Genomic DNA, 15,897 nt, shown 5'->3' with positions numbered 1-15,897 from the left:
CAATCTCTAATACATAGGAGTAGTTGAAATGACGGTAACCAACGCGATCAACCATACCTTGAAAATACGGCTCACCCAATCGCTGAGCATAGCCCTATTCGTCCTGTTTTCAGTGCTGGGCGTCCATGCAGCCGACCCGTTACCTTCGTGGAACGCGGGTCCCGCGAAGCAGGCGATTCTCGACTTCGTTAAATCAACAACCTCCCCCGGCTCGGAAAACCATGTTCCCCCGGCAGAACGCATCGCGGTGTTCGACAACGACGGAACGTTGTGGAGCGAACAACCCTTGTATTTCCAAGCCCTGTTTATCTTTGACCGCATCAAGCAGCTTGCTCCGCAACACCCGGAGTGGAAGGCCCAGGAGCCTTTTGCATCCGTACTGAAGGGAGATACCAAAACCGCACTGGCAGGCGGTGAGCATGCCCTGATCGAAATGGCCATGGCCACCCATGCCGGCACAACCACTGAAGAATTCCATCAATTGGCCATGGAATGGATCTCGACCGCCCGGCACCCCGAAACCGGCAAGCTTTTGACCGAAATGGTCTACCAGCCCATGCTTGAACTACTAACCTATCTGCGGGAAAACGGCTTCAAGACCTACATTGTGTCGGGCGGCGGCATCGAATTCATGCGCCCTTGGACGGAACGCATCTATGGCATTCCTCCGGAGCAGGTCATAGGAAGCAGCATAAAGACAAAATACGAGCTGCGCGAGGGCCAGCCGGTTCTCGCCCGGTTGCCGGAAATGAACTTTATCGACGACAAGGAAGGCAAACCGGTCGGCATCAATCAACATATCGGCCGCCGCCCGATCGCCGCCTTCGGCAACTCCGACGGCGACTTCCAAATGCTGGAATGGACTACTGCGGGGGATGGAGCCCGATTGGGGGTTTATATCCACCACGACGATGCCAAGCGTGAATATGCCTACGACCGCAACTCCCACATCGGTAAACTTGCCCGCGGACTGGACGAAAGCTCCGAGCGCGGCTGGATAGTGGTCAGCATGAAAAACAACTGGAAAACCATTTATCCCTGAACTGTTTTTCCGCATCCCTGGACTTCCAGCCTGCCCACACTTTGCTATTCTGTTGCGCTCATGAAAAAGAACGAACAGATGCGCTTTTCGGATCGGAAGCGGGTTGAGATGGAGTTCCAGTGGCCGGATGTCCCGTTGAACCTGGTGCTGGTCTACCCTTCCATTCCGCCCAACACCGGCAATGCTTCGCGCCTGTGCGCTGCAACAGGGAGCCGCTTGCACCTTATTGAACCTCTTGGGTTCGACATCGACGACCGCGCCGTTCGCCGCGCCGGGCTCGACTATTGGGATTCGGTCGACCTGACCGTCTATCCCGATTTCGACTCGTTCCTCGAAAAAAATCCCGCCGGACAGAAATATTTCTTCACGACCGCCGGGAAGAAAAATTTCCAGCAGGTTGAATACGAAGCGGGCGACTTTCTCATCTTCGGCAACGAGACCTACGGACTACCCGATGAAATCATCGATGCCCAGCCCCTGGAGCAAGTCTTGAACATCCCCATAAAACTTGATTGCGTACGTTCGCTCAATTTGTCAAATTGCGCGGCGATTGTGCTTTATGAGGCGCTGCGTCAACTCAACTGCGGGAGAGACGAAATACGTAGTAAGTAATACGTAATAATTTTTGAACATGGGTTCATGTATGCGGTCGAAAGCCGCATCAACTTTTAACAAGGAGAAGCTGGAATGGCGGGAATCGAAGTGATCAACCAGAAAGTGCGCGAACAAAGCGCGTTCGTACCCACCCTAAAAACCGAAATTGGAAAAGTGATCGTCGGGCAGGAATATTTGATCGACCGGCTGATCATCAGCATGCTGGCCAACGGCCATGTCTTGCTGGAAGGGGTGCCCGGTTTGGCCAAGACGCTGACCATCAACACCCTCGCCCAGGCGCTCGACACCTCGTTCCAACGCATCCAGTTTACGCCCGACCTGCTTCCCGCCGACCTCATCGGCACCCTGATCTACAACCAGAAACACGGCGACTTCATCATTAAGAAGGGCCCCGTTTTCGCGAACGTCATCCTAGCCGACGAAATCAACCGCGCCCCGGCCAAGGTGCAGAGTGCACTGCTCGAAGCCATGCAGGAAAAGCAGGTAACGATCGGCGACGAAACCTTCAAGCTCCCGCGCCCGTTCCTGGTGATGGCCACCGAAAACCCGATCGAACAGGAAGGCACCTATCCCCTGCCCGAGGCGCAGGTCGACCGTTTCATGCTCAAACTCAAGGTCGGCTATCCGACCATCGAGGAGGAGCGCCGCATCCTCGACCGCATGGCGCACTCGAACACCGAGATCCAGGTGAACCCCGTGCTCCACCCCGACGAAATCCTCAAGGCGCGCGAGATCGTCGACGAAATCTACATCGACGAAAAGATCAAGGACTACATCCTGAGCATTGTCTTCGCCACGCGCGAGCCGGAAAAGTACAACCTCGACATCCGCGACTACCTGCAATACGGCGCCTCCCCGCGCGCGACGATCAACCTGACGATGGGCGCCCGGGCGCACGCCTTCATGCAGGGCCGCGGCTATGTTACCCCGCAGGACGTCAAATCCATTGCGCAGGACGTGCTCCGCCACCGCGTCATCGTCTCCTACGAAGCCGAGGCCGAAGAGATGACCAGCGAAGACATCATCGAAAAGATCCTGAGCGAAATCCCCGTGCCGTAGGAATTCACCGCGAAAGAACGCAAGGAACGCAAAGATTCCCTGCACCTGTTTTTTTGCGTTCTCTGCGTTCTTTCGCGGTTAATAAAAAATGGAAACAATCGACCACAAAGAACTCCTGAAAAAAGTCAGGAGAATCCAGATCACCACCAAGCACGCCGTGAACGATGTGTTTGCGGGGCAATACCATTCCACCTTCAAGGGGCGTGGCATGGAGTTCGACGAGGTGCGCGAATATGTGCCCGGCGACGACATCCGCTCGATCGACTGGAACGTGACCGCGCGCACCGGCGCGCCGCACATCAAGAAATTCGTGGAAGAGCGCGAGATGACCGTGATGCTGGTGGTGGATATTTCGGCCTCCCACCTGTTCGGCAGCGGCAACCAGATGAAGCGCGATCTCGCCGCCGAGGTGGCCGCCGTGCTGGCCTTCTCCGCCATCCGCAACAACGATCGCATCGGGCTGATCCTCTTTGCCGAGGAGGTTGAAAAATATATCCCGCCGAAAAAGGGCACGCGCCATGTGCTGCGCCTCGTGCGCGAAATGCTTTCGCACAAACCCCAGGGCAAGGGCACCAACGTGGTTCCGGCACTCGACTATCTCAACCACATCAGCACGCGCAAAAACGTCACCTTCCTGATTTCCGATTTCATGTTTTCGGACGACTATGAGCAGCTACTTAAAATCTCCGCGCGCCGCCACGACCTCATCAGCGTCGTCGTCGGCGACAAGCGCGAGATTGCCTGGCCGGACGTCGGCCTCATCAACTGGCACGATGCGGAAACCGGCGAGACCGTCCTGGTGGACACGTCCAGCAAAAAGGTGCGCAACCAGCTGGCCATGGAGCAGACCCGCCGCGGGGAAGCCATCGACGAGCTGCACCGCAAGGCCGGCATCGATACCATCCACCTCTTCGCCGGCGAACCCTACGACAAGCAATTCATTAAATTCTTCCGCCAGCGCGCACAACGCAGATGAGGTTTAACCGCGAAAGAACGCAAGGAACGCAAAAGGAGAATGGTATGGATACGAATGAAGCTATGAAACTCAGCAACCAGATTCGCGAAACCGCGTATGCCATCCACCAATACCATGGAACGGGATACCTTGAAAAAGTTTATGAAAATGCACTTGCCAGCCGTCTCCGAAAAGCAGGGCTACAAGTTGAACAACAACATCGCTTGATCATCCATGACGAAGATGGCACGGAAATCGGCGAATATTTCGCAGACCTCCTGATCGAAGGTGAACTCATCATCGAACTGAAAGCGTGCAAATCCATTAACGACGAACATAAAGCCCAACTACTCAACTACCTGAAAGGAGCAAGCAAAGAACACGGGTTGCTGATCAACTTCGGCTCCTACAAATTTTTCATCAAGAAATTCGCCAAAAGCGAAAAAAGCAATCCTGCCACTAAACTAACAAGCTTCCCACTCCCTATCTTTGCGTTCCTTGCGTTCTTTCGCGGTTAATAATAAATGCGCCACCCAAGCCACATTCTGAATCGACTAGCAGTCGCGGGCCTATACCTGCTCTGCATATCGGCAACCATTCATGCCATGGAGCTGAACTTGGACGTTTCGCTTCCACACGAATCGATCATGATCGGCGATCAGGTGGAGCTTTCCATCACGACGATCTGTCCAAGCAACGGTGTGGTTGAACTGCCGGAGATCGGCCACGAAAAGGATATCGTTGTCCTTAAGCGCGATTGGGAAAGCACGCCGCTCGCGGACGGGAACGTTCTAACGGAAACCATCTACACCCTCACCTCCTTCCGCCTGGGCGAACATGTGCTAACGACCAATCCCGTCGTTTACCGCATGGGTGGCAAAGCTTTAACCAATGCCTTCCCCGAAACAACCATCCGCGTCGTCAGCAGCCTCGGCCAAATATCTTCAAGCGAGATCGCCGACATCAAAAAAGTCCACAAGCTTCCGGGGCGGATTCCACCGTGGATCTGGATCGTACTCGGATCGGCCGTGGTTGCCTTTTTAGTGGGCCTGGTTACTTCGAAGCTCTGGAAAAACCGCGAGACGCTCGTTCCGAAAGCGCCACCGGTTCCACCGCACGTCGTCGCCTTCAAGGCATTGGACGCATTGATGCGGAAGGGGCTGCTCGAAAAGGACGAATGCAACCCGTTCTACACCGAACTTTCCATGATTCTGCGCACCTATCTCGAAGGGCGCTTCCAGCTCAACGCCCCGGACGAAACCACCGAAGAGATTGTCGAGGAGATGAGCAAATCGCCGGAGCTCGATGGCAACCAGCGCAACATCCTGCAGGAGTTCATGCGCCAGGCCGACATGGTCAAGTTTGCCAAGGGCCACCCCGACCGCACCACCATGGAATCCGCCTTCAACACCACCCGGCAATTCGTTGAACAAACCAAACAGACTGAGGAGTTAGCCACGAGAGAACGCAGGGAACCCAAAGAAGGAGAAGGTTGATGGAGGCGAAAATCAAAGAACTGTGCGACCTGGTAAGAGAAACGTCATATGCGATCCATGAGTACCATGGTACGGGTCATTTGGAGAAGGTTTATGAAAACGCCCTCGCTCACCGCCTTCGCAAGGCGGGATTTGATGTGAAGCAACAACATCCACTGAAGGTCTTTGACGAAGACGGAACTGAAATCGGCGACTATTATGCCGACCTGATTGTCGAAGACGTCCTGATCATCGAACTAAAAGCCTGCAAGACTTTTTCGGAAGAGCATAAGGCACAGCTTATTGGTTACCTACGGTCTGCTAATCTTGAACATGGTTTGCTAATCAACTTCGGCTCCTACAAATTCCAAATCAAAAAGTTCGTGATGGATAAGGCCAAACGGACAACCAGCATTCCCAAAGCCCTTTCTTTCCTGCTTTCTTTTGCGTCCTTTGCGCTCTTTCGCGGCTAAATAAATATTCCTGATGAGACTCGCTTATCCAGTTTTTCTTTTGTTGCTGTTGCTGATCCCGGCGCTGGTTTGGCTTCGGTATTTCATTCAGAAGCGGCGAACGATGCAGTTTAGCAGCAGCGCCGTGCTGAAGGGCTTGCCGAAGAGCTGGCGGATTCGGTTGCAACCAGTCCTGCCCGTGCTCTTTGCCCTCGGGCTGGTGTGCCTGGTGGTTGCACTCGCGCGGCCGCAGCGCGGGCTGGAGGATAGCCGCGTGCGCACCGAGGCCGTGGACATCATTCTGCTGATGGACTTGTCGGGTTCGATGGACACGGAGGACTTCCAGAAATTCGGCCGTCGCATGAGCCGCCTGGATGCTTCGAAGGAAGTGATTACGCGCTTCCTCGAAAACCGCCCTAGCGACCGGATCGGCGTCGTGGCCTTCGCGACCGTGCCCTACGCGATTGCACCGCTCACCCTCGACCATGGCTGGCTGAACCAACGCATGGAGGGCCTGCACACGGGCATGCTCGACGGCAACCGCACCGCCATTGGCGATGGCATTGCCTCGGCCATCAACCGCCTGCGCGACAGCGAGGCGAAAAGCAAGGTGATCATCCTGCTGACCGATGGCGCCAACAACCACGGCACCCTTTCGCCGGAGAATGCCGCGAGTGCCGCGGAAGCGCTGGACATCAAGATCTACACCATCGGCGCAGGCGGCGCGCGAACCGGCTTCTTCATGCAGCGGCAGGAGGTCGACGAGGACTCCCTTAAGAAAATTGCCAAAACGACCAACGCCAAGTTTTACCGCGCGAAGGATCTTGAAACGCTCGACTCCGTCTACGGGGAAATCGACCTGCTGGAAAAAACGGAGATTGAAGTGGAGCGCTTTACCCGCTTCGAAGAGAAAGCGGCAAACTGGATTATTTTGGGCATCGTGCTTTTGGCACTGGAACAGTTTTTGAATCTAACGAGGTTGGGGAGGCTTCCTTGATACTGCGTACTTCGTATTGCGTATTGCAAAACCTCTTTTGATCAGGAGGCTCTTCGGCAATACGCAGTACGCAACACGCAATACGAAAAATGAAATGGCATAATCCAGATACGTTGATGTGGCTGCTGGCCCTGCTTCCGCTATTGCTCTTGACCGGGCTCATGCTGAAGCGGCGCGCCCAGTTGCTCAAACGCATGGCCGATGTAGCGTTGTGGAACACCATGCTCCCCGGCCTTTCGCCCCGTCGCCAGCGCTTCAAGAACCTGGTTCGCGTACTGGCCCTTGCGCTGGCGATTGCCGCGCTGGCCCGCCCGCAATGGGGCTTTAAATGGGAAGAGGTGAAACAGCGCGGACTCAGCATTATTGTTGCGCTCGACACCTCGAAGAGCATGCTGGCGCAGGACATCAAGCCCAACCGGTTGCAGCAGGCCAAATGGGGCGTGCGCGATCTGGTGAAGGAGCTGCGCGGCGACCGCATCGGCATTGTGGCCTTTGCCGGCGACGCCTTCCTGCAATGCCCCGCAACCATCGACTATGCCGCCTTCCTGATGATGCTCGAAGACATCTACGCGGGCATCGTACCCATTGGCGGAACCGATCTTTACCAGGCGCTGGATACCTCCATTGAGAGCTTCAAGAAGGCGGAGGAGACGCAGGCCGACAAGGTGATTATCCTGATCTCCGATGGCGAAGGGCACTCCGGCGATCCGCTGGCACTGCTGCCCGCATTGAAACAGGAAAACATCCGCGTGTTCGCGATCGGCGTCGGCACCAAGGAAGGCGAGCTGATCCAAACGTCGGACGGATTCGTGAAGGACAAGACCGGCAACGTGGTGAAGAGCTCGCTGGACGAAAGCGTCCTCGAACGGATCGCCTTGGAAACCGGCGGCTTCTATGTCCGCTCCGCCCCGGGCGACTTTGGACTGGAGCGCGTCTACCAGCAGGGCATCGCCGAGCTGCAGCGCGAGGAGCGCGAGGCCCGCATGTCGAAATCCTGGACGGAGCGGTTCCAGTGGTTCCTGGGCGCGGCCCTGCTTCTGCTACTCATCGAAACGGCCATTCGACCGGTCAATTATAACCGCGAAAGAACGCAAGGAACGCAAAAGCCAACGAACCGGAAATCCTTGCGATCTTTGCGTTCTTTCGCGGTTACACTCCTCCTGCTCTTGCCATGCGTGGTGAAAGCCGAGGATACGCCGCGCTCTTCGATGCGGAAAGGGCTGAAGGCCTACAAGCGGGGCGACTACACCAACGCCATCGAGCATCTCGAAAAGACCGCGTTGGAGTTTGCGGACATCGGGAACTACAACCTCGGTAATGCGCAGTACCGCGCGGGCGACTTCGAAACCGCGGCCGATTCCTACAACGAAGCCCTGCGCTCGACCGACGTGGAGCTGCAGGCGAAGGCCTACTTCAACCGGGGCAATGCCCTGCTGGCGCGCACCACGGCGCTGACCGGGCAGGAGCAGATCGGCATGGCCATCGAGCTCTCGTTCCTGGCGATGGACATGTATGAAAAAAGCATGCTGCTGGAACCGGACGACCTCGCGGCCAAGCAAAACTTCGAACGCGCCCAGCAGCTGCGGCTTAAACTGGAACATAACCTGGGCAAGTGGTATTTCGACCAGGCGGAGGAGCTGCTCCCGCAGTTCAAGGCGAAGGATGCGCAAGCCAACTATCGCCTGGCGAAAAAACAGTTCAGGCACATCATGGAGAACGTGGCCCCGGAGCATCCCGAGTCGAAACAGTATCTACCGAAAATCGAGGAGCGGCTGGAAATGCTGGCGCTCGCCGTCGAAGCCGCGGAAATCGACCTGAAGACCGCACTGCAATATATTACCGATTACCAGTACATGCTGGCCGCACAACGGTTGACAACCGAGACGGATGAGCGAAAATACGCGTTCGACCTGAAACCCGACCTGAAAAAAAACTATGAAGAAACGATCCAGAAAAACCAGGACGTGCTGAAGATTATCCAGGATCTCTTCCCAACCACCAACATGGCAAAATGAAGACGCTCGCAACCATCCTGTTTTTGGCCGTGGCCCTGCCCGCCTTGGCGCAGACCACCAACGACGTGGCCGATATCGATTCGACCTACTTCCACCCGGCGGCCAGCATGTATATCCATGGCGACACCGCCAGCGCCAGCAACCTGGTCGTCCAGGGCCTCGCGCACTATCCGGAGAACGGAAAGCTGCTGCGCCTCAAGGAGCTGATCGACCAGCAACAGGAGCAGAACCAGGATCAGGACGACCAGCAACAGAACCAGGATCAGCAAAACGAACAAGACCAAAACCAGGATCAGCAACAAGACCAGGACCAGCAAAACCAAGACGAACAACAAAACGAGCAAGACCAGCAACAAAACCAGGATCAACAGCAGCAAGACCAGCAGCAGGACCCACAGCAACAACAGGAACCGCCGCGTGCGGAACAGATGAGCCAGGACGAAGCCGAGCGCCTGCTGGACGCCATGAAGCAGGAAGAGGAAAACAAACGCCTGCAACTGCACCCCGTACTGGGTGCCCCGGTCAAGGTGGATAAGGACTGGTGATCGGGGATCACCGGCCGTTGAACGACGAATAACGAACAAGGAAGAATGAATCTCGAAGGAATAGCAGCAAGGTTGTGGAAAAGGATGGTTCGATATTCGATATTCCTTGTTCTGTATTCGATATTCGCTAGTGCGGGAACCGCCCTTGCGGCGGACGTTCAGATGAGCATCCAGCCGCAGTTGATCAGTTTGCTGGACCGGGCGGTCTTGAAGATCGAGTTTATCGACTGCAAGGGCAGCGCGGTTGATTTTCCGGAAGTCGATGGACTGAAGATCCAATACCAAGGGCAAAGCTCGGAAACGCGCATCGTGAACATGCGCAGCTCGTCGAAGGTAATCCACAGCTATCTCATCACGCCGTCCAAGACCGGCGACTTTCCGATTGGCCCCGTCATCGCCCAATACAAGGGCGGCGAAAAGGAACTGACCGGCCGGCTGAGGGTCATCAAGAAGGCCGACGACCAGGAAGCCCAGGAACTCTCCGAGCTGATGTTTTCCGAAATATCATCCAACCGCGAAGCGCCGCACGTGCACGAGCCATTCGGTCTGGAACTCAAGGTCCACATTCGCGACGGCATCCAGATCGACGGCAACTTCAGCATTCGCGGCGGCATGCCGGAAACCGGGATGGATGGGGAGCTCCAGTGGAACATCGCCGGGCGCGAACGCAAGGAAATCAAGGGTTCCATCTTCAATGTCTACACCCTGGTGACGACCGCCAAAACCTTGACCGCCGGCACGTTCGCATTCCAGCCGGAAGTTCAACTCAACGTGGTGATCCCCCGCCAGCAGCGCCGCTCGTGGGGGTTCGACGACCCGTTCTTCGGCGATATGTTCGGACGGCAGGAGACGCGCCCGGTGGTGCTCGACTGCAACAAGCTCGACATCGGGGTGCGCCCCGTCCCCACGGTGGGGCGGCCGGAAAGCTTCACGGGGGGCGTCGGTGTTTTTGATTTCGATGTCCAAGTGGGGCCGACCGAGGTCAAGGCCGGCGAACCGATTACCATCCGCATGCGCATTGCCGGCGAGGGCAACCTTTCCCAAATCACCCCGCCGACCATCGCCGACAGCCACGACTTCAAGCTCTACGACGCCCGAACCGTTGAATCGAAGAACCCGAACGAGATTCGCTTTGAGCAGGTGGTGATTCCCAAGTCCGGAAGCGTCACCAATATTCCGCCGGTTTCGTTCTCGTACTTCAACACGAAAACCACCGACTTCCGCACCCTTAAGCAGGGACCGTTCCCGGTTTCGGTCCAGGCCGTCGCGCAACAGGCCGCGCAAGTGATCGCGTCGATGCCCAGCACCATCCAACAGGAAACCAAGATTCTGGGCCGGGACATCGTCTACCTCAAGCCCCTGCCCAAGAAATGGAACGGCAGCAACGAAACCGCTTGGCATGCCTCCACCCTATTCAAGGTTTTGCTGGCGTTGCCCGCCCTGCTGCTCCTGGCCGTGGCCGGCACCACGGCGCGCCGCAACACGCTGCAAAACAATGTTGCCCTGGCCCGGAGGCAGAAGGCCCCCAAGGCCGCGCGGAAACATGTCCAACTGGCGGAACAGGCCCTGCGGAAACAGGACGGCGCCGCGTTCCATGAAGCCATGTGGAATGCCTTGGCCGACTATTTCGGGCATCGGCTGAACCTCCCGCCGGGCGATGTTACCCTGCAGGCCGTGCTGGCGCGCGTGCCGGATGAAAAGGACGCCATTGCATCGCTCTTCAGCACCATCGAGCAGCGCCGCTACGGCATCCAACCCGAAACCGATCCCCAGGACGAAATGAAGGCGCTGCTGAACCGGCTTTCGACCACCCTGAAAAAATGCGAAAGGATGAAGATATGAGATTCCTCCCCCTCATCCTGCTGCTCGCGCTTCCGGCCCTTTCAACAACCGCGGCGCAAACGAGTTCATCGGAAAAGTTCCTGATGGCGCAGGCCGCCTACGACGACGCGCGCTACGCCGAGGCCGCCCTGCTCTACGAAGACTTGATCAACAACGGGATTGCCAATGCCGAGGTGCACTACAACCTCGCCAACGCCAACTTCAAGGATGGCGACCTGCCCCAGGCCGTTTGGCATTACCGCAAGGCGTGGTACGAGGCACCGCGCGATCCCGACATCCGGGCCAACCTTCACTTTGCATTGAATGCCGCCGGGGCCATCGATCCCGCGCCCGGCTTCGTGGAGCGCGTCTTCGAAACGCTGTCCCACAGCGAATGGATCATTGCCGCCACGAGTGGCTATCTGCTGCTGGCCGTCCTGCTCATGGCGGCCCTGGTTGCGCCCGGCGCCCGGCGCCCGACCCTGAAGGCCTGCCTTGTCCCACTTGCGCTGATGGTTGTGGCGGCCGGCGGGTGGTGGCAGTGGCGCCAGCTGGCCATCCATCCGGAATGGGTGGTGGTCAAAAGCGAGGCAACGGCGCTGTATGGCCCGGTCGAGGGAAGCACCGCGCACTACAAGCTGCCGCTCGGCGCGCTCGCACGGCAGCATGGAAGCGACCCGAAAGGGTGGATCGAATTGGAATACGACGGCAAACGAGGGTGGTTAAAGACTGAATATATAAGCCGGGTTTCTCCTTGATAAGCCCCCGCATCAACCATACATTGCGACTTACCTATGAAGAAACCCGCAAAGAAAAGCCCGTTCCAACCGAAAGCCATGCTTTGGTGGGTCGCGATCATCTCGCTGGCCGTATCCGGAGCCCTCTACTTTTTTCTCGGCAGCCAGGCCGAGATCGACGTCACCATGCGCCAGCAGCGGATGATTTTCCCGCTGATCGGCATTGTGATTGCCGGCGTATGCATCATTGCCGGCACGGCCGGACGATGGTTCTACCCGAAATAGAGGCCGCCCGTGAAAGCCGATATCGAATGGACGGAAAAGCTCGGGGATGGCGTGAAGCGCAAGATCCGGATCACCTTCATGGGCAAAACCCTGATGAAGTGGCAAACCAAGCGTTCCGACGAAGAGGCCTGGGACTACGACACGCCCCCAACCCCCGAGGACTGGGATGTCATCGAAGAAAAAATCGACATCCTCTACCATCGCGGACGCCAGCCCTACAAGCGCATCGAACTCATAAAGAAACTCCGAAAAGAAGCTGAAGGAAGCTAACCGGCATGACCACCCGGAGCACCGGACCCACGCGACCGAAGAAGACCCCAGCCGTTCTGGTCGTTCTCGGCTCCATCCTCTCGTTTGGCCCGGTGCTGGGCATTCTCTGCACCATCATCGCCATGGTTTCCGCATTCCAAACCATCGGCGGACAAGGCGTGGAAAAACCGGAAGCCTTGGCGGAGGAAATGGGCTTTGCACTCACGTCCACCGCCATCGGAATCCTGCTGCTCCCGATCGGCGTCATCCTGCTCGTCATCGGAATCCGGGGCATGATCAAACAGCAGAAGAGAGAGGAAAACTAGCCATGGACTTTCCACTGACCGGAGAATACATCGAACTGTGCAAACTGCTCAAGGCCGCCAACCTCGTCATGTCCGGCGGCGAAGGCAAGGAAGTGGTGGCGCAAGGCCTCGTGACCGTCGATGGCGAGCTTGAAACCCGCAAACGGCGCAAGATCCGCGCCGGGATGAGCGTCGGCTTTGCCGGCGAAACGATTTCGGTAAAAACCGCGGAGAGCTAAAAAGCGGCACCGAAGTGCCGCACTCCAAAACGTTTCCCTACTTCAGGTGGGTCTTGTAGCCCTTGCCGATTGAATAGACCTCGAAGCCCATTTCGAACAGCGCGTCGTGGTCGAGCATGTTGCGGCCATCGAACAGGAAGGCCGGTTTCTGCATGCCGTCGTAGATGCGCCGGAAATCGAGTTCCTTGTAGAGCTTCCAATCGGTCAGCACGGCAACGGCGTGAGCGCCTTCGGCCGCTTTATAGGGATCTTCCTCGAACCCGATCCGGTCGGCCAGCTCGGGCATTTCGAGCTTGGCGTTTTCCATGGCCTCCGGATCGGAGACCACAATGGTGGCGTGCTCGGCGGCCAGCTCGCGGCAGACCTTGATGGCCGGGCTTTCGCGCGTGTCGCCGGTATCGGCCTTGAAGGCGAAGCCGAGGACGGCGATGCGCTTGTTGGCGATCGTGTTGAACATGCTGTGGAGCATGGTGGTGACAAAACGCTTTTCCTGGTATTCGTTCATCACGACCACCTGGCGCCAGTATTCGGCCGGCTCTTTCAGGCCGTAGGTTTCGCACAGGTAGACGAGGTTGAGGATATCCTTTTTGAAGCACGACCCTCCGAAGCCAATGGAAGCCTTGAGGAACTTGGGGCCGATGCGGCTGTCGGTTCCGATGGCGTGGGCCACTTCGGCAACATCGGCCTCGGTGGCTTCGCACAGGGCGGAGATGGCGTTGATCGAGCTGACGCGCTGGGCCAGGAAGGCGTTGGCGGTCAGCTTCGAGAGTTCGGACGACCACAGGTTGGTGGTGAGGATGCGTTCGCGCGGAATCCAGGTGGCGTAGATCTCCACCAGCGTCTGTATCGCCTTCCGTCCGGTTTCGGTCTCATGCCCGCCGATCAGCACACGATCGGGATTGTGCAGGTCGTCGATGGCGGTGCCTTCGGCCAGGAATTCGGGATTGGAAAGCACTTCGAAATGCACCGGGTTGTCGCCGGCGTGCAGCACGCGCTCCATGGCCTCGGCCGTGCGGACGGGCAAGGTGGACTTTTCAACAATGATCTTGTCGGAGGTGGACACCTCCTTGATGCGGCGCGCGCAGAGTTCCCAATATTGCAGGTCGGACGCGCAGCCCGCGCCTTCGCCGAAGGTTTTCGTCGGCGTGTTGACACTCACGAAAACAATGTCGGCGTCGCGGATGCCCTGGTCGACATCGGTCGAGAAAAAGAGGTTGCGGCCGCGCGCCTCCTGAACCACCTCCAGCAGCCCGGGCTCGTAGATCGGCAACTCGTCGGTCTGCCAGGCGGCGATGCGGTTTTCATTGATGTCGACGACGTTCACCTGCACGTCGGGGCATTGCTTGGCGATCATCGCCATGGTGGGGCCGCCGACATAGCCGGCGCCAATACAGCAAATTTTCGTCATTCCTCTTTCTCCTTCTTTAGATTCCCAAATTGCTCAACGAGGTCATGATGTTGTTGATCAGCGCGGTGATGCGCGGATGCTCGACCTCGAATTCCTCGGCTTCCTTACGCAATGTTTGCGCCAACTCTTGAACGGCTTCGGGGGTATAGCGTTCAAGGCCCTCCTGCGCATGGCGCAGCACTTCCTCGAAAGCCCCGGTTTCCTGCTCTGTTTTCCGTAGCTCGCTTTTCAGCTCGCCGATCGACTGCTTGACTTCCTTATGCGGCATGGCGCCCCCTTCGGTTACTTGAGATTCGAGCGGGCAAATATGGAGAATCCACCTGCCCGGCTCCAGTTATAATGGATTAATTTATGCTAACATCCAGCTCATCCTTTGTTCACTAGATCCACATAAACGCGCTGGTAGGCATCGGCAATCCTTGCCCAATCGTAGCGGGCCCCCACTTCGGCCGCCGCCCGGCCAGCGAGGTCGGAGCGCAGGTCGGCATCGTCGGCCAGCGCGGCCATGCGGGCGGCCAGCTCCTCCCCGTTGCCGGCCTCGGCCAACAGGATGTTTTCCCGATCCGTCGCAAAGCCGGGGATCCCGCCGACGCGGCTGGCCACCACGGGCAGCCCCGCCGCCCAGGCCTCGAGCACCACAATGCCGAACGGCTCGTGCAGGGAGGGCAGCACAAACAGCTCCGCCGCCTGGTACGCGCTGGGCAGCCGCGGATCGTCCGGCGGAAACCCCTCGATAACGAGAACCTTTTCAGAAAGCCCCAGGCGTTCGACCTCGCGATCGATCTCCTGGCGATAGGCCTCGACCGTCACCGCACCAACGAGCACCAGCCGGTGGGCGGGATGGCTCCTGGAAAATCCGGCGAAGGCCCGCACCAGGCCCAGCTGGTTTTTCTGGTAGTCGATGCGCGAAACGCACAGCACGATTTTTTCCGAGGGCGCAAAACCGAAGGCCGCCCGGAAAAGGGCGCCGTCCGCCCGGGCGAAGCGCTCCACGTCCACCCCGTTGGGAATGTAGAAAACGGGCTTTCCCGGAAAACGTTCCCGCACGGCTTCGCACTCGCTTTTGCCGACGCAGATGATGGCGTCGGCATCGCGCAGCACGCGGCGCGAACCGAACAGCGCTCCAAAAGCCTTGCCCCATTCCAGTTTTCCCCGGAACGGCTCGGTCATTTTGTCGACCTGCTCCTGCGGCAGGGTGAAGTGCCCGCCGTGCAGGCTGACGACATAGGGAATGCCCTTGAGTCTCGCCACCGTGCGGGCCATTCCGCCGAGCCGGTGCTGCACATGGGCGTGGATGACCGAAATGTTTTTTTCCCGCAGCAGGCCGAAGAAGAGCGGAAGCGAAAGCGGACTGCCGCCCTTCAACCGCAGCTGGGCCCGGACCGCGGCCGAGAGGCCCAGCCAAGGGAACACATGGGCGAACCGATGCACCCGGACCCCTTCGAACTCCTGCGTGCCGGATTCGGAAAACATGTCGGTGCAGAAAACGGGGCTGTCGATGCAACGCTCGGCCAACTTGCGCGACAGGCTGTAGACAACGCTCTCCGTGCCGCCCCATTTCCCCGGGACGAACCTGCGCATGACGTGGGCAACCTTTTCCAGCTTTGGCATAACGATCGGGATCGTAGGCGAATCCGCCCGTACTTGGAAGCCCGGCATTCCGTTATAAATTGCCGGGTGTTTTTGTTTACCGCCCCC

The 15,897-nt window shown here is 57.9% G+C and carries 19 protein-coding genes; 16 read left to right on the top strand and 3 right to left on the bottom strand.

The annotated features are described in order from the left end of the window. The first annotated feature begins 28 nt into the window (after positions 1–28). The 16 genes from E9954_RS31775 (at position 29) to E9954_RS31700 (ending at position 12,791) form a co-directional block, all read left to right on the top strand. Entirely contained in the window at positions 29–1,042 is a 1,014-nt protein-coding gene (locus E9954_RS31775) for an HAD family hydrolase (RefSeq protein ID WP_187357975.1), read from the top strand. Between the two features lie 60 nt (positions 1,043–1,102). Next, positions 1,103–1,654 (top strand): tRNA (cytidine(34)-2'-O)-methyltransferase, encoded by a 552-nt coding sequence (locus E9954_RS31770; RefSeq protein WP_342793923.1) that lies wholly within the window; start codon positions 1,103–1,105, stop codon positions 1,652–1,654. 75 nt (positions 1,655–1,729) lie between these two features. Beyond that, positions 1,730–2,716, top strand: coding sequence for an AAA family ATPase (locus tag E9954_RS31765; RefSeq protein ID WP_136083328.1), 987 nt, complete (start codon positions 1,730–1,732; stop codon positions 2,714–2,716). 88 nt (positions 2,717–2,804) lie between these two features. After that, on the top strand, positions 2,805–3,692 hold the full coding sequence (locus tag E9954_RS31760) for a DUF58 domain-containing protein (RefSeq protein WP_222847393.1): 888 nt from the start codon (positions 2,805–2,807) through the stop codon (positions 3,690–3,692). Between the two features lie 44 nt (positions 3,693–3,736). After that, positions 3,737–4,189 (top strand): GxxExxY protein, encoded by a 453-nt coding sequence (locus tag E9954_RS31755; RefSeq protein ID WP_168442739.1) that lies wholly within the window; start codon positions 3,737–3,739, stop codon positions 4,187–4,189. Positions 4,190–4,276: 87 nt separating this feature from the next. After that, the gene (locus E9954_RS31750) at positions 4,277–5,167 is read left to right on the top strand and encodes a hypothetical protein (RefSeq protein ID WP_136083327.1); all 891 of its coding nucleotides are present in this window, start codon (positions 4,277–4,279) and stop codon (positions 5,165–5,167) included. Beyond that, positions 5,167–5,619 (top strand): GxxExxY protein, encoded by a 453-nt coding sequence (locus E9954_RS31745; protein WP_136083326.1) that lies wholly within the window; start codon positions 5,167–5,169, stop codon positions 5,617–5,619. Before E9954_RS31750 ends, E9954_RS31745 begins: the two co-directional genes overlap by 1 nt. Positions 5,620–5,632: 13 nt before the next feature. After that, positions 5,633–6,595, top strand: coding sequence for a vWA domain-containing protein (locus E9954_RS31740; protein ID WP_136083325.1), 963 nt, complete (start codon positions 5,633–5,635; stop codon positions 6,593–6,595). Positions 6,596–6,684: 89 nt separating this feature from the next. Further along, positions 6,685–8,610, top strand: a complete 1,926-nt coding sequence (locus tag E9954_RS31735; RefSeq protein ID WP_136083324.1) for a VWA domain-containing protein — start codon at positions 6,685–6,687, stop codon at positions 8,608–8,610. Beyond that, a complete protein-coding gene (locus E9954_RS31730; RefSeq protein WP_136083323.1) occupies positions 8,607–9,155 on the top strand; it encodes a hypothetical protein in 549 nt (182 codons plus the stop codon). The genes E9954_RS31735 and E9954_RS31730 overlap by 4 nt, the downstream gene beginning before the upstream one ends. Positions 9,156–9,317: 162 nt before the next feature. Further along, complete coding sequence (locus E9954_RS31725) at positions 9,318–10,997, top strand: BatD family protein (RefSeq protein ID WP_168442738.1); 1,680 nt, start codon at positions 9,318–9,320, stop codon at positions 10,995–10,997. Further along, positions 10,994–11,734, top strand: a complete 741-nt coding sequence (locus E9954_RS31720; protein ID WP_136083321.1) for a tetratricopeptide repeat protein — start codon at positions 10,994–10,996, stop codon at positions 11,732–11,734. Before E9954_RS31725 ends, E9954_RS31720 begins: the two co-directional genes overlap by 4 nt. Before the next feature lie 36 nt (positions 11,735–11,770). After that, a complete protein-coding gene (locus E9954_RS31715; protein WP_136083320.1) occupies positions 11,771–11,998 on the top strand; it encodes a hypothetical protein in 228 nt (75 codons plus the stop codon). Positions 11,999–12,007: 9 nt separating this feature from the next. After that, positions 12,008–12,268: a hypothetical protein gene (locus E9954_RS31710; protein WP_136083319.1), complete on the top strand. Its 261-nt coding sequence runs from the start codon at positions 12,008–12,010 to the stop codon at positions 12,266–12,268. A gap of 5 nt (positions 12,269–12,273) precedes the next feature. After that, positions 12,274–12,573 (top strand): MotA/TolQ/ExbB proton channel family protein, encoded by a 300-nt coding sequence (locus E9954_RS31705; protein ID WP_136083318.1) that lies wholly within the window; start codon positions 12,274–12,276, stop codon positions 12,571–12,573. Positions 12,574–12,575: 2 nt separating this feature from the next. Beyond that, entirely contained in the window at positions 12,576–12,791 is a 216-nt protein-coding gene (locus E9954_RS31700) for an RNA-binding S4 domain-containing protein (protein ID WP_136083317.1), read from the top strand. A 37-nt stretch (positions 12,792–12,828) separates the two neighbouring features. Here the strand turns inward: E9954_RS31700 and E9954_RS31695 are convergent, their stop codons facing one another. From E9954_RS31695 to E9954_RS31685, 3 genes are all read right to left on the bottom strand, one after another. After that, positions 12,829–14,199: a UDP-glucose 6-dehydrogenase gene (locus E9954_RS31695; protein ID WP_136083316.1), complete on the bottom strand. Its 1,371-nt coding sequence runs from the start codon at positions 14,197–14,199 to the stop codon at positions 12,829–12,831. 16 nt (positions 14,200–14,215) lie between these two features. Continuing rightward, positions 14,216–14,467, bottom strand: a complete 252-nt coding sequence (locus E9954_RS31690) for a DUF4404 family protein (protein WP_136083315.1) — start codon at positions 14,465–14,467, stop codon at positions 14,216–14,218. Positions 14,468–14,565: 98 nt separating this feature from the next. Beyond that, positions 14,566–15,810: a glycosyltransferase family 4 protein gene (locus E9954_RS31685; protein ID WP_168442737.1), complete on the bottom strand. Its 1,245-nt coding sequence runs from the start codon at positions 15,808–15,810 to the stop codon at positions 14,566–14,568. Between the last annotated feature and the right edge of the window lie 87 nt (positions 15,811–15,897).

Source organism: Pontiella desulfatans (assembly GCF_900890425.1).
GTDB lineage: Bacteria > Verrucomicrobiota > Kiritimatiellia > Kiritimatiellales > Pontiellaceae > Pontiella > Pontiella desulfatans.
Note: the sequence above shows the minus strand (reverse complement) of the source record. Positions and strands in the feature narration are given on the sequence as shown.

Excerpts from the sequence above, each read along its gene's own strand:
- E9954_RS31725 (WP_168442738.1), top strand. The coding sequence starts at position 9,318 with ATGAGCATCCAGCCGCAGTTGATCAGTTTGCTGGACCGGGCGGTCTTG.
- E9954_RS31760 (WP_222847393.1), top strand. The coding sequence starts at position 2,805 with ATGGAAACAATCGACCACAAAGAACTCCTGAAAAAAGTCAGGAGAATC.
- E9954_RS31745 (WP_136083326.1), top strand. The coding sequence starts at position 5,167 with ATGGAGGCGAAAATCAAAGAACTGTGCGACCTGGTAAGAGAAACGTCA.
- E9954_RS31705 (WP_136083318.1), top strand. The coding sequence starts at position 12,274 with ATGACCACCCGGAGCACCGGACCCACGCGACCGAAGAAGACCCCAGCC.
- E9954_RS31765 (WP_136083328.1), top strand. The coding sequence starts at position 1,730 with ATGGCGGGAATCGAAGTGATCAACCAGAAAGTGCGCGAACAAAGCGCG.
- E9954_RS31770 (WP_342793923.1), top strand. The coding sequence starts at position 1,103 with ATGAAAAAGAACGAACAGATGCGCTTTTCGGATCGGAAGCGGGTTGAG.
- E9954_RS31750 (WP_136083327.1), top strand. The coding sequence starts at position 4,277 with ATGGAGCTGAACTTGGACGTTTCGCTTCCACACGAATCGATCATGATC.
- E9954_RS31715 (WP_136083320.1), top strand. The coding sequence starts at position 11,771 with ATGAAGAAACCCGCAAAGAAAAGCCCGTTCCAACCGAAAGCCATGCTT.
- E9954_RS31735 (WP_136083324.1), top strand. The coding sequence starts at position 6,685 with ATGAAATGGCATAATCCAGATACGTTGATGTGGCTGCTGGCCCTGCTT.
- E9954_RS31695 (WP_136083316.1), bottom strand. The coding sequence starts at position 14,199 with ATGACGAAAATTTGCTGTATTGGCGCCGGCTATGTCGGCGGCCCCACC.
- E9954_RS31755 (WP_168442739.1), top strand. The coding sequence starts at position 3,737 with ATGGATACGAATGAAGCTATGAAACTCAGCAACCAGATTCGCGAAACC.
- E9954_RS31740 (WP_136083325.1), top strand. The coding sequence starts at position 5,633 with ATGAGACTCGCTTATCCAGTTTTTCTTTTGTTGCTGTTGCTGATCCCG.
- E9954_RS31775 (WP_187357975.1), top strand. The coding sequence starts at position 29 with ATGACGGTAACCAACGCGATCAACCATACCTTGAAAATACGGCTCACC.
- E9954_RS31720 (WP_136083321.1), top strand. The coding sequence starts at position 10,994 with ATGAGATTCCTCCCCCTCATCCTGCTGCTCGCGCTTCCGGCCCTTTCA.
- E9954_RS31685 (WP_168442737.1), bottom strand. The coding sequence starts at position 15,810 with ATGCCAAAGCTGGAAAAGGTTGCCCACGTCATGCGCAGGTTCGTCCCG.
- E9954_RS31700 (WP_136083317.1), top strand. The coding sequence starts at position 12,576 with ATGGACTTTCCACTGACCGGAGAATACATCGAACTGTGCAAACTGCTC.
- E9954_RS31730 (WP_136083323.1), top strand. The coding sequence starts at position 8,607 with ATGAAGACGCTCGCAACCATCCTGTTTTTGGCCGTGGCCCTGCCCGCC.
- E9954_RS31690 (WP_136083315.1), bottom strand. The coding sequence starts at position 14,467 with ATGCCGCATAAGGAAGTCAAGCAGTCGATCGGCGAGCTGAAAAGCGAG.